Source organism: Rhodopseudomonas sp. RCAM05734 (assembly GCF_052658035.1).
This window is the reverse complement of sequence record NZ_CP199742.1, coordinates 396043-409003: the sequence shown is the minus strand read 5'-3', so window position 1 is coordinate 409003 and position 12961 is coordinate 396043. Positions and strand designations below refer to the sequence as shown.

At 56.6% G+C, this 12961-nt stretch carries 8 protein-coding genes; 3 read left to right on the top strand and 5 right to left on the bottom strand.

Annotation, left to right across the window (positions count from 1 at the left end; genetic code table 11):
• Positions 1 to 327: 327 nt before the first annotated feature.
• Both ACUXVA_RS02105 and ACUXVA_RS02100 read right to left on the bottom strand, forming a co-directional pair.
• On the bottom strand, positions 328 to 723 hold the full coding sequence (locus ACUXVA_RS02105) for a recombinase family protein (protein ID WP_445490598.1): 396 nt from the start codon (positions 721 to 723) through the stop codon (positions 328 to 330).
• Between the two features lies 1 nt (position 724).
• Positions 725 to 880, bottom strand: a complete 156-nt coding sequence (locus tag ACUXVA_RS02100; protein ID WP_445493214.1) for a recombinase family protein — start codon at positions 878 to 880, stop codon at positions 725 to 727.
• A gap of 521 nt (positions 881 to 1401) precedes the next feature.
• On the opposite strand from ACUXVA_RS02100, the gene ACUXVA_RS02095 reads away from it, so the two are divergent.
• Positions 1402 to 1644 carry a hypothetical protein gene (locus ACUXVA_RS02095; RefSeq protein WP_445490596.1) on the top strand — a complete coding sequence of 81 codons (243 nt, stop codon included), beginning with the start codon at positions 1402 to 1404 and terminating at the stop codon, positions 1642 to 1644.
• 847 nt (positions 1645 to 2491) lie between these two features.
• Here ACUXVA_RS02095 and ACUXVA_RS02090 read toward each other — a convergent pair.
• A complete protein-coding gene (locus ACUXVA_RS02090; RefSeq protein ID WP_445490594.1) occupies positions 2492 to 4471 on the bottom strand; it encodes a hypothetical protein in 1980 nt (659 codons plus the stop codon).
• A 493-nt stretch (positions 4472 to 4964) separates the two neighbouring features.
• Here ACUXVA_RS02090 and ACUXVA_RS02085 point away from each other — a divergent pair, with 493 nt between their 5' ends.
• Positions 4965 to 5837, top strand: a complete 873-nt coding sequence (locus tag ACUXVA_RS02085) for an ArdC family protein (protein ID WP_445490592.1) — start codon at positions 4965 to 4967, stop codon at positions 5835 to 5837.
• Positions 5838 to 6019: 182 nt separating this feature from the next.
• The gene (locus tag ACUXVA_RS02080; RefSeq protein ID WP_445490590.1) at positions 6020 to 8260 is read left to right on the top strand and encodes an AAA family ATPase; all 2241 of its coding nucleotides are present in this window, start codon (positions 6020 to 6022) and stop codon (positions 8258 to 8260) included.
• Positions 8261 to 8347: 87 nt separating this feature from the next.
• On the opposite strand, the gene ACUXVA_RS02075 is transcribed toward ACUXVA_RS02080, so the two are convergent.
• A complete protein-coding gene (locus tag ACUXVA_RS02075) occupies positions 8348 to 10813 on the bottom strand; it encodes a hypothetical protein (protein WP_445490588.1) in 2466 nt (821 codons plus the stop codon).
• A gap of 10 nt (positions 10814 to 10823) precedes the next feature.
• Positions 10824 to 12005, bottom strand: coding sequence for a Fic family protein (locus ACUXVA_RS02070; RefSeq protein WP_445490586.1), 1182 nt, complete (start codon positions 12003 to 12005; stop codon positions 10824 to 10826).
• Between the last annotated feature and the right edge of the window lie 956 nt (positions 12006 to 12961).

The following is a 12961-nucleotide window of genomic DNA, read 5'->3' as shown; positions in this document are numbered from 1 at the left end:
TCCGATCCGCAGCAGCCATATGAGTTTATGCACCATACGGTCAGAGTGGCACGAGCCAAACCCGCCAACCAACCCTTCGGGATTTCAAAACTGGCGCCAGAAGAAAGCGGTGTCCGGCAAGTTCAAGTATAGCCCCCAAAAACCCAACCGCGAGAATCCGACGGAGATGCGTTCGCAGGATGTCAGACATCGGTTCGCGCCGTTTCTCGCCAGCGCGTCAAGGGTTGCACGAGCGGCAAGCCGCCCTTGACGCTTGCCAGGTCCGGCGCCGGGGCTGGCCATCGCGAATGCCCGGTTGTGGGCATCGCGCCCGAGTGCTAGTCCGGTTTATTCCTTGAGGCGGCGAATGGTTGATGCGCTAACTTTAAGTGATTTCGCGATCGATTCAGCAGGCTCACCCTTGATGCGTCTGGCTATCGCCTCGCGTCGTTGGAGCACGGTCAGCTTGGGCCTGCGACCAAATTTCACGCCCGCTGCAATCGCCCGTTCACGGCCCGCCGAGGTGCGGCGAAGAATGTCCTGTCTGGTTTTTCTCCCGATATAGCCAACCAGGGCTGCGAGAACTTCCCCCAGCTCCGTTGTGGTGTCGGCCCAAGGCTCCGCAAGCGATTTGTAGGTCGCGCCGCGCGAAGTAATCAATTCAAGGATTTGCAGTGTCTTGTAAGGCCCTTCTCGGGTGAGCCGGTCCAATGCGGCGAAGATGACAATATCGCCGGGCCGCACATCACGGAGCAGTCTGTCTGAGCAATGGGCGCTTGTCGCTTATGCCGCTTTGCTTCTCTCCGTAGATTTTCGTGCAGCCTTCCGCGCGAAGCTGAAGCTCTTGAATATCCAGCACTTGGCCGTTGGTGCTTACTCTCGCATATCCCAGGATTGCCATCACAGGAGCCCTCCACGACACGGTGAGGTCCGCGCAGATGTCCTGATTTTTGCAAGTCCGGAACGGCTATGATTGCGCGTTTCCGGTCTGTTGCGAATTCCTGAGTCTTTGTGTGGTCTTAGGCGGTCCAATCTAGATAGGCTTCCATTTGAATGACCGTCTTATCGTGCGCTTGGAATGCCAAAGCGTAAATCAGGAATTTTGACAATATGTGGACCGCTAGCTAACGTACGGTTGTTCATTCCTCCCATGCTTATCCTAAGGAGATCACGTGAAGAATAGATTGTTGTCCGCTGTAGCGGTTACATTGCTCGCCGTGTCTGCTTCCGCGGCGAAGGCCGAACCATCAAACAGCACTCCCCATGCGCTTGCCTGCATGAAGAAGTATGGGTTCACCTATGCAGAGTGGCGAGCTTTTTCCGTGCCGCCAGAGAAGGCCGGGCCATACCGGAAATGCCGCGACAACGGCAAGTAAAGCCTCTAGGCGTCGCATCACATCACACAGCTTGAAGGATAAGCCCGTGAAAAGGATTGCTCTTTTCCTATCCGTGGTCGCCGTCATGACTTCCACCCTTGACGCCTCGATCGCCGAAGCCAAGGGAGGCAATGCACGGGCCACGTGCCTGGCGCGCGCTGGCGTTACCGAACAGCAGTGGCAAGGTCGTCATGCGAGCTTCGCCCAAGGGGCTGTCTTCAAAAGCTGCATGGCGGAGCACGGGCAGAACGTGACCGTCCACAAACGCGACGGTTCGGTTCTTCACTAAAGGACGGCCCTGAAGCGGCCGAACTAGCCAAACACGTCAATGCAACCAGGATTCACAGTAGGCCCTTTATCAGGAGATCAGCATGCGTGCCCGTCTAAAATCGATTGCTTCATTGTCTTTTCTATTTGTCCTCGCTGCGTCCGCAGGTCCCGCAAGCGCAGAGGGATGGAGTTGCTCCGCCCCCGGAATGGTCTCGGGGTCTTATGACGGAGGCTCGTCTGCCTACATTCATCTGTCGGGATTTCCGGACGGAGGAACGTATTCTGTTCAGAAGCAGGGAAAGCGCGCGACCGGCACGACCAAGAACGGGACCAAATTCGTCTGCGTCCAGAAATAGCGAACTGGCGACGTCACTCTTCTGCCCTGGGTAGCGCACTTTCAAAATACCTTGGGCCATCCGTCAGCGGAGCGGGCGATGAACACGGCTCTTTAGTGCGGCAAGGGACAGACGGGCCACCCAGTTGCAGGGTGGGATGTAAATCATCACACCAATTGCGTCAGCTTGGCCGTGTCCGCTGACGATTCGGCTCTCTTCCGCGTGTGTCTGTTTTCAGAAGATGGAAGGATGGTACATTTCCTTGCCGCGAGGCGAATGGCCGCTACGTCGACTAACCATAAGAAAGCGAAGACCATGAACCTACGTGGCATGCTCGCTTTATGGCTTGGAAAATTGAGGGTCTATCTCTCGATTAGCATCAGCCGATAAAGCAACAGGGGCCGTTAGCGCGGCCCCTGCTGTTCGTCGAAATAACCATTCAAGCGATACAAGCTCTATGAGTCAAAACGCGAAAAGCGTCAATACGGATCTGTCGGAGTTCTTTAATACAAGATCGGTGGATGCCTGGCTCTAGCGGAACAGACAAACCTGCATGCGACCGCTGGTGGGGTTGCGGCGGTTCTTGCCGTAGTCGGCGGCGGAGCTGCAGGTTTCAGAGCCGGTGCCGCCGTATTGCACGGAGCCGCTGACCGCTAGGTTGCGGGCGCTGCTGTCAAATGTGAGGTTGCTGCTGGCGCCGAAGCTGCCGGAGTTGTTGAACTGGAGTTGGGTGTCGCTGCCTGCGGGGGAAGTGGTGCCGCCGCTGCCGCCGCCCTGGGATGAAAGAATCGCTCCTGCAAAACTCGTGGTTGCGCTGCTCCCGTTAATAGTGGTCCCCCCGCCATTGTAAACGTAAGCCTCCACGTAATCGCTGCTACCATTCATATCCAGGATGGCAACCACATTCTTCACAGCAGTGCTATCATTGGGAGATTGTGACATTGCGACTTTAACACCATTTTTATGGAGGTATGCTCCGCAGTAGCCCGCCGCATCTGCGCAGCCCACGTCAAGGGTGAAGATAAATTTCCCCGGAACGGTTGGTGTAAAGCGGTTTGAAGAAAAATTGTTATTCGTATCAAATGCCTTGGTTGACCAAGTCAAAAGCGTATCCGTGGCGGTTGGTACGGTCTGGTTCGTGCCGCCCTTATTTACGCTGAAAGCGATAGGCGTCGTTGCGCTCGGCCCCAAATTGGCCCAGGCGCTGCCATTGCAGTATTCCATGGTGTTGCTGGCGGTGTTGTAGCGGATGGTGCCGCTGATGCCCGTGGCACAGGTTGCAGCCGTTGTCCCGATCTTCACTACGCCGCTGATGCTGACGTTGCCGCTGGCTGCGACATTGCTGACGCCGAGGCTGCTGAAGGAGCCGGTCGTGCCGCTCACGCTGCTGGCATAGACGTTGGTGGCGGAGACGGTGGGAGCTTTCAGGACGCCGGATGCGTAGGTGAAGAGGCCGGTGTCGGCGGCGAGGGCGCCTGCGCTGTTGTATTGCACGTCGGCGGTGCTGCCTGCTGGCGTGGCGGTGCCGCCGCCGCTGCCGCCGCCGCCCATGGTAAGCAGGCTACCCGAAAACTGATTGTAGAGGTTGTAAACCTGCGCGCCGCTGGCGTTTACATAGGCCCATGCCTCCACCGTATCACCAGCGGTAATGTTGAGCACGCAAACGACATTGAGGTTGGTGACAGTTACGGCTGCACTTGACATACCCAGACCTGATGAACAGGCATTTAAACCATTTTTATAGATATACATTTCGGGGTTTGAGTAGCTCGTTCCATTCAGCAGTGCTGATGCGGTAAAAATATAGGTGCCGGGAATGGTGGCTGTGAATGTGCCAGTAGAGAAATTGTTGTTGGGGTCGAAATCTTCCGTATCCCAGGCGATTTTTGTAGCAGTGCTTGCGGTTAAAGCTTGTGTGGTGGTGCGACGTGCCCTGAAGGAGGGAACAATAGTGGAGGAGGGGCCCATGGAAGTCCAGGCGGTGCCGTTGCAGTACTCCATGGTAGAGGAGGTGGTGCTGTAGCGCATCGTGCCGGAGGTGGCGGAGGCACAGGTGAGGGTGCTGGTGCCGACCTGGATGACGGAGGTGCTGATGGTGCCGGCCTTAACGGTGGTGAAGCTGGAGGTGGTGCCATTGAGGGTGGGCAGGAAGGTGGCGGAACTGCCGAGGTAGCCCCAGGTGGTGGCGCCGGTGGTGAGGCTGATATAGCCGCTGCTGCCGTTGGCGATGGCAGAGGCGGTGCCGGAGGTGATGCGGTCACCTGAAGCATTGCCGGTGATTGCCACCCCGTTGACGGTAAGGTTGGTGGTCGAGATGTTGGTGGCGCTAATTCCTGTGATGGCAATGGTGCCGCTGGTGACGAGCAGGCCTGCCGCGCTGTCGCAGAGGAGATCTCGTCCATCGGTATAGCAAAGCCGGTTGGCTGTAAGTTTGGGTGTGGTCGGGTTGGTCATGCTGACCGTCGCAAAATCCGACCAGTCCTGGGCATGCGTTTGGATGGCCATGGCCATGAACGCAGCGAGGAGGAATATGAGGATTCTCACCGGCAGAGTTGCTTCCGGCCGGTTCGCGGGTTGACTTGCTCAGTGCCTGGCTTGCATTCGGTTTGCTTTGTAGGCCGTGCGGCGGGGGTGGTGGATGATATCGCGGGCAGTGCGTTGGTGCCCGCCGCCGCGACCGCCATCAGCAGCGATGCGAGCAGCAGGCGGGTGAGTGGGGGCGACATGACTCCATGCTAGCTCGACTAATGGTACACAGCAGCTACCTTGGTGAAATGCGCGGCAGTGGCGTAGCGATTTTGCCACGGCGCAGGGTGGTTGCTCCCTTCCTGCTTAGCTCTCCTTTGCGGCCGTTGGCCTTGCATACCGGCTGACCTGACGCAGATGTCCGCTCGCCGCAAGGGTCAAGCCCTCGCGCAGGCGCGCCCTGCGGGTGCTGCTCCCGTCTCTCTCCGTCCTTTCGGTCGCCGGCAAGGCCCGGTGGCCGCCAGAAAAGGAGAGAGCAATGAGCAAGGAACGTTTCGATATCCACCAGCACCTCACGGACCGCATCGTGTCTGCGATCGAGGCCGGGGCAGGGGAGTGGCAGATGCCGTGGCATCGCGGCAGCGGTGGCCGTCATCCCGTCAACATCGCGTCCGGCAACAAGTATCGCGGGGTCAACGTCCTTGGCCTGTGGGTTGACGCACAGGTCAATGGTTACGGCTCGCACCTGTGGGGTACTTACCGGCAATGGGCCGAGAAAGGCGCCACCGTCCGCAAGGGCCAGAAGGCGTCCTACGTCGTCTTCTATAAGGAGATCGAGGTCGCTACCGGTGACGATAGCGAAAATGAATCCAATCGCCGTCTGTTCGCGCGGGCGACCCCGGTGTTCAATGCCGACCAGGTCGAAGGTTTCGGTGAGGTGACTCCTGAGGCTCCCGTTGAAGGACTGGAGAGCATCGACGCCTTTATCTCTGGTGCGGGTGCGACCATCGTTCACGGTGGAAGCCGGGCCTGCTTCATCCCGGCGCTGGATGAAATCCACCTGCCCGAGCGGGCCTCGTTCACCGGCTCGGCTACATCGACCGCCACGGAAGCTTACTATTCGACGGCATTCCACGAGCTGACGCATTGGACTGCTCCTGCGCATCGTTGCAATCGGGACTTGTCCGGACGATTTGGCAGCGAGGCCTATGCGATGGAAGAACTGGTCGCCGAGCTTGGCGCGGCGTTCCTTTGCGCGGAGCTTGGCATTACGGTGGAGCCGCGGGTCGACCATGCGCAGTACCTGGCGCACTGGCTGAATGTCCTGAAGGCCGACAAGCGGGCCATCTTTACGGCCGCGTCGAGGGCGGCAGAGGCTGCAGCCTTCCTGTCGAAGGAATCCCCCGGCTAAAATCCGGGAGAACGCCGCGACCCGACGGACATCGCCCGCATATCGTGTTAAAATGGTTCATTGTGCAGGTTGCAACCGCCTAACTGCGTGTTGAAGCCGAGATTGTAGAAGAGTGAGAAGGTCCTTGCTGCTAGCCAGTCTTAGAACCGGCAATCGCATCAATGTTCCGGCTGGGGGGATACATGCTGCTAAAGATCGACCGCATCAGGAATCTGGGCGTTTTTGCTGACTACAGCTGGAATCCCCAGTTGCCGCCGTTCGAGCGTTACAATGTGATCTACGGCGAAAATGGTTCGGGCAAGACAACGCTCTCCCGCCTCCTGGACTGCCTTAAGACTGGGAAGCACGACGAATACCCGACACTAGAATTCAAGATCGGCTCGCAATCGGGTGACATAGTTCACAATCAGGCCGCTGCCCGGAAAATACGCGTTTTTAATGCCGATTATGTCCAATTGAACATTGGTCAACTGGACGGAAGTCTCAAGCCCATACTCGTGATCGGAGCGGAAAATAAGGCCGTTGCAGAGGCGCTCGCGGCCGAACAGCTTGAGGAAGTAAAACGTCTAGCGGTCATCCAAGCCGCAACGAAGCGAACAGAGGGACACCAAACCGGTCGCGGTAAAATCTTTACCGAAATCGCGAAGACGATCAGTGAGGCTGTGAGCGGCAACACAGCGCGTACCTACAGAAAGAATAACGCAGAGCTTGCGTTTTCGAAGCTGGTCAGTCCAAAGAGCCTTACGGACGAAGTCCTCCAGATTCATCGGAGCACGATTCACCAGGAGGTGATGGAAACGATTGGGTTTTCAAAGGATCTGCAAGTGGGAGGGGTCTCTCTATCCATCGCAGGAAAGGCGTTCAAAGACATAGCAAGCAAGCTGTGCGCCCGGTCAGCGGTCAGCGACGCCATCGCTCGTCTAACGGAAAATCCGGAGATTGCGCTATGGGTTGAAGAAGGCCATGCCTTGCACAAGGAACTCGGCTCCAAGGAGTGCGAGTTCTGCAGGCAAGCGGTTCCTGCGGAGCGATGGAAGCAGCTCGATGCACATTTCAGTACGGCTGATCGGGAATTGAAGGATGAGATCGAGGGCGGCCTTCTCTACATCGAACGTTTGAAACAAGCAGTCCTATCCATATCTTTGCCTGACCGTATGGCGCTCTACAGTGATCTTCGAGGTCGATTCCATACATCGAAGTCAGCCTTTGAAGGGGCATTCCTTGCTGCGACCGGCGATTTGGATGCCATTGTCGCGAAGCTTACTGCCAAGCTCGCTTCCAGATCGAGCGCAATAAGTTTTGAGTTGGAGCTCGACCTGCATCCTTTGGAAGAAGCCTGGGCCGACGTGGTTGCTGTCATTGAAGCTCACAATGCCAAGACCGCGACCTTCGACCAAGCCAAGAACGCGGCGCGCGCGGAGATCGAGATCCACTACCTCGCGAGCGTGCGGGACAGCGTGGCTGAATTCGACAGGCTGATCGAGGATGAGAACGAAGTAATCAGGGAAGCCACGGAAGGTTGTGAAGAAAAAGATCTCATTGGCCTCAAGGCATTGCAAAATTCGATAAGCCAGAAGAAGGCCCAGTTATCCAATGCACATAAGGCTGGCGAACAGCCGACACAGCACTTGCATACGTTTCTCGGAAGGAACGAACTGGTCTTCAGGTCCGATGATGACGGATATCGGGTCTACCGAAATGGAAAGCCCGCACGGCGCCTGAGCGAAGGTGAGCGAACTGCTGTCGCCTTCATCTATTTCATCGTGCAATTAGGCGACCAAGACTTCAATCTAAAAGATGGCGTAGTGGTCATTGACGATCCGGTGTCAAGTCTCGATGCAAGTTCGCTCTATCAGGCCTTCGCATTCCTCAAGAATGCGGTGAAGGACGCAAAGCAGGTATTCCTGCTTACCCATAATTTCAGCTTTTTGCGCTTGGTGCTCAATTGGCTTGAAAGTGTCAAGAAGTCGGAGGGCAAGAAGCAGTTCTACATGCTTGTGTGCAAGGCCGATGCGACAGGCAGGTATTCGAGCATTGTGGGGCTGGACCGGGCACTTATCGATCACCCAACGGAGTATCACTTTCTTTTTAAGACGCTCGCGACGTTCCAAAGCGATGGTACGATTGCGGGTTGCTACCACATTCCGAACGTGACGCGGAAGGTCTTGGAGACTTTCTTGGATTTTCACGTGCCCGAGCGCAAAGCTCTTTACGCCAAGCTGGCCGACGTGCCGTTCGATGAGAACAAGAAGGCGGCCATCTACAAGTTTGCCAACGACCTCTCTCACTTTACCGGCCAAGGTTTTGAACCGGGTCTCGTGCAAGAAAGCCAAAAAAATGCTGCGTACCTGCTGGAAATGATCAAGGAGCTTGCCCCTCAGCACTATCAAGGCATGATATCCGCAACACAAATACCTGCTTAACGAACGAATATAGAGGAGGCGCCATGCTCGAACCCACCATTATCTTTGGGAATTTCTGCGTGGTTCGTCCATTTAGGCTCCCGTTCCTCAGCCGCCTTTGACACGAGATTTCACGTCGATGAATCTCTCAATGATGGTATGCTTACTGCCGCCGGTTGTTGATAGTAGCGTATTGCTGAACGTATTGATCCGCGCGTCGAACACGACGAGATAACCGAGGTTGGTATTGCGGTTATCCATGTAGTGACGGATCTGGTCTTCGCCTGCTGCAGCATACGTGCTGGAGTACGGCGCACCGCACATCTTGAGTTCAATGATGATTGAGAGGCCTCCGCTTAGTTTGACGTAGAGATCGAGGCGTCCGGCTCCCGTTCCAATTTCTTCAAAGAGTTCTGCGCGGCTGTCGAAACGGGCCTTGAGGAATGTATGCAAGAAGTCCTGAGCACGCGCTTCGGGGCTTGAAACCCACTTATGACCGCCCTTTTTATCGGGGACCCAGAACGTCATGCGCTTTTCGGCTGCAATGAATCTGGCAAAGTCATTCAGTGCGAGCTCGAATTCTGCTCTAGTTACCTCTCCTACAGTGGGCGCAAGCGGTGTGGGAAGCACGGTTCCACCCAGTTGCAGGGCGCGTTCGCGCAGTTCCGTCGCGTTTTTGCGCAAATTCTCGTCTTTGCTTGCTGACGCAAGTGATTTTGTAAGAGCGGTGACGGCGCCAGAGAGGTCGCCTGCCTCGAAGAGTGACTTGCCGAGGGCGAACATCAGCCCTGGTAAATCTCCACGGAGTGTCAGTTGCTTGCGCAGGAAGATCGCGGCATCTCCCCACTGCTCTGTCTCCCACAAGCAATCGATCAGCCCGTTGCGCGCGAATCCATCAAAGGCATCAACATCGAGAATTTCCCGAAACCACTTTTCGGCCCGACGATTTTGCTTCATGCGGAGAAGTTGTTGTGCCATCGCCATGCGAACCGGCTGGAGCATGGCATCCCTACCTTTCGCAGCAACGATGCGATTGCGTGTTTCTTCCAGTATTTCCAAGCGGGCAATATCGCCCAGAGACGCATCTCCAGTAGCTTGCAAAATCCGCACGGCGGCGATGATTTCAAGGTTGTTTGCAGCTTCAGCGTCTTGAAGGAGCGCTTCCGCAAGGTTCGCGTCGAATTCTTGGGCCAATGTGCTGGTGCGCTGGGCAAGCTGAAAATGAGAGAGCTTGAGCTCGTCCGTCAGGCTTTCGGCTTCAGTCTCATAGGCGTCAGCAGCGGCGCTATCGCCTACGTGGAGTGCTTCGATGGCGGCCAGATGCAGTGAGCTGACAAACTCAGCCTCAATCCCAATAAGGTTCCTGCTCAACGCCACGGCTTCCGCTGCATCTTTAAAAGCGTCTTCATGCTTGTTGAGCCGTGCAAGACGGTTGGCGCGGGCATGGAGGGCGGCAGCGCGCACGCGGCGATCCAATAGGCCGTCTTGGTCTAGTAATTGGACGATTTCATTGAGCGTTTTAATTGCTTCGACGGGATCATGGTTCATCAAGATGTTGACGAGGCCCATCAAGCTCTTCCCGGCTTCGTGTTTGTTACCAGCCTCCAGGAACGCATCTGCGGAGAGCTGATTTGCGCGGCGGAGCCCCGGGTCTTTCGGATCCAGCACCATAGAGATGTTGCGCCATGCCCAGGCACGGCTCTCAGGACCTAGTTCATTTGGATCTTTCACCAGGTCGTAGAGGGTCGACAGGCCGGTTTCCCGGTTACCCCGTTTAATGGCAGCTATGGCAATGATCGTTCTAAGGGATGCGATCTGCTCGGTGGTCAGTGTCGCCGGGTCCTCAATAAGGAGGGCATCCGCATCTTTACCGGCAATCTCGTGTTGGCCAAGGCGCTGCGCAACGGTCAATCGTGCATCCCGAATCATGCGTCTGTCGGCGTTGGAGAGGGCAGAGACGTCCAGGCGAACAAGTGAGCTAAGCAACTTTTTCGTGGGCGGAAGCGAGAACGCGGCTTTATCGGCCCCCCGCTTGATCGCCTCTACGGCTTCATTAATTTCATTTTTGTCTAGCAGGGCATCGACCTCGATAGCTAGGTCGTCGCTTCCTTTTGCAAAACTCTGCGCAATGGCATCAACGATTTTTCGCCCCAATGGGCTATCGGGGGAAGTGAACGCGTGCATTGCATTCTGTGTCCCGACCATACTGCCGGTGTTCAGGTCTAGCTGAATGTTCACCTGGAAATCACTTGCAGGCAGCTCCTCAACGCGGAAGCCGTGAAATCTCAAAAGATCTGCAAGTGGTCCAAAGTCATCCGAGGGTGTTGCGGGGTGAGCGCTTTGTCCAAGTGCACCGTGTCGATTGGCACCAAACTCATCAAGGATGGGTTTGATTCGTGAGGCGACGGCATCGGATTGAGCGGCGCACTGCACGGACCATCCGCTATCCGCATTTTTTGAAATTGTAATGGTTGCGAGGGGACGACTGTTGCTCTCCGCGCCCTCAAACACAGCAAAACGGATAGTGGGCAGCGTTGGTTCGCCGGGGGATGATGCTGGGTCCACGGTTTCCATCGAAGCTCTGTTACGTCGTAATTGCTGGTCCGGTGTACAAGCGAGGAAACCATCTATCGACTACGGTAAGCGGGAAACCCAGCCGGACTGCCGACCGCGATGTTGGCGAGACCAGGAAGCCTTTTTCAATGAGCGTATTGAGGACTGTTCTAGCTTGGCGTTCCTGGTAGCCAGTGAGGTCGGGAGCCCTGCCGCGTGAGAACTCACCAGCCAGGACGGCTTCGCGCAACAGCGGCCAGCTACCCTTCGGCAGACGGTCGGCCCGGGTCTCTTCCTCGCACCAGATTTCCATGCGCCGCTGAAGTTCGGCGGGTTCAAACAGCGATTCCATGAAACTCACCTGGTCGATGCAGCTAGACAGGAAGAACGTGCAGAATTCGACGAGGCCGGATTGTGTCAGGTTGCCGCGCCCGTCGAGGTCGCCGCGACGTGGCTCGTCGGCGGCTTGCAGGGCCGCCTTGTAGTTATCGACGGCACGGGCAAGTCCCCGAGACACGGACCAGAGGCTTGAGCCGATGCCCAGCTCTTTGAGGAATGCATGCGAATAGAGGCGTGCCACCCGACCGTTGCCATCCGCGAACGGGTGAATCCATAGCAGGCGGTGGTGCGAGGCTGCCACGCCGATGATCCGCTGGATCTTGGGGAGCTTTTGGTTGCCGTAGGCCGTGGCGAAGCGCTCAAGCAGTGGGGACAAATCCTCCGGGGCAGGGGGGATGTGACGGCCAACCTGGACAAGGATGTGCCTTAGGTCACCCGGGACGACCTTCTCTTGTCGGTCGGTTTTTGGATCTGAAACGACGAGCAACTCTTCCGGCAATTGCTGGCAGAATTCCTTGTGTACCCAACGGATGAACTCAACCGAGGTCGAAGGCTGGGGCGCTAGACCCCCATCGATCTTTTTCTGTACGTCGATGTGCGCCCGAGCTTCGAGCTGGAGGTTACGTTTTTCGGGTTCGGCGCTGTAGTCACCAGCCAAGGCGCGATCGATATCGATGGGGTGGGTATGGTGCCCCTCGATGAGGTTGCTGTAATAGCAGTTCATTGAGCGGACGAGGTCGCCGATGCCCTCCTGCATCACGGGGTGAAGGCGGCCTGCCAGGGCATTGCTCTTGGCAACCAGATCGGTGGCGAGGTCGGATAGGCGTTTACTCTCTTCAGGGAAGAGAGGCTCCATTGTGCTTGAAGTGGTCACTTTTGCCGCTTTCGTTGCCGGTTCTAATTTATATATATCAATGACTTATAATAACTAAGGCTCTTGGGATTGCCGGTTAGTTTGCCGGTTCCATTGCCGGTTGGCAACGGGATTTTCAAGGGATGCCACTGTGCGCGCCAGAGGGATGTGTATTGGAGGCAACAACCCTAGGGCGAGGGTGGCTGGTTTAGGAAATGGGTGGTTTGCTAACTCTGAGTGAGCAAAGACGCCCAATCTTAAACCGCTCGGCCAGTGTGGGAATGGCTGGGGTTGAGCACGCACTCCGAGCGTTGGATGCAGGCCCGGCCCTGAAGAGCTCGGCGGCGAGCGATAACGAACCCTCGCTCCCAGATGGGCGGCTCGTCAAGATAGGCTGCCTAAACGTGAGACTTTTGCCACAAATGGGGGTGCTTAAGTCACTGATTTAGCACGCGAACTAGCACGAAAATATTTTTGAATGGAATAGCATTAGTAATCTCAATAGGTTGGACGTTCCGCCATCCGTCTCATAACCTGAAGGTCATAGGTTCAAATCCTATCCCCGCAACCAACCTTTGTATTGAATTGAATGTCTTGACCCGCCTCTGGCGGGTTTTTTCATGCCCCGCGGGCTTTGCCCGCTCCACAGTTCCGCCCTCGTCGTCGCGGCTTTCTCGCGATATCGCTCCGTGGTCCGAAGCCATCCCTGTGGCTGAAGCGGCACCTGCCGTCGACCTATCGAGCGGCCGGCCACTTCTTCGATCTCGCCGACTATCTTTCGTTTCGCGCCAGTGCGGCGATGCAGGGGATCGCGCCTATCGCCGAAATAGGAATAGAGCGCAGAATGCGCTTCGCCGCTTTTTCAAATGACTGCCATCAGCGCATTCGTATCGGCGCCGTTCGAATCTTCTCGCTCATGCGGCCTCGATTGAAACCTTCCTGGCCTTTCCGGCAGCCTGACGCGCGCTGGGGAACCG

Coding starts and splice junctions, on each gene's coding strand:
- ACUXVA_RS02085 (WP_445490592.1), top strand. CDS start 4,965: ATGAGCAAGGAACGTTTCGATATCCACCAGCACCTCACGGACCGCATC.
- ACUXVA_RS02090 (WP_445490594.1), bottom strand. CDS start 4,471: ATGGCCATGGCCATCCAAACGCATGCCCAGGACTGGTCGGATTTTGCG.
- ACUXVA_RS02100 (WP_445493214.1), bottom strand. CDS start 880: ATGGCAATCCTGGGATATGCGAGAGTAAGCACCAACGGCCAAGTGCTG.
- ACUXVA_RS02075 (WP_445490588.1), bottom strand. CDS start 10,813: ATGGAAACCGTGGACCCAGCATCATCCCCCGGCGAACCAACGCTGCCC.
- ACUXVA_RS02080 (WP_445490590.1), top strand. CDS start 6,020: ATGCTGCTAAAGATCGACCGCATCAGGAATCTGGGCGTTTTTGCTGAC.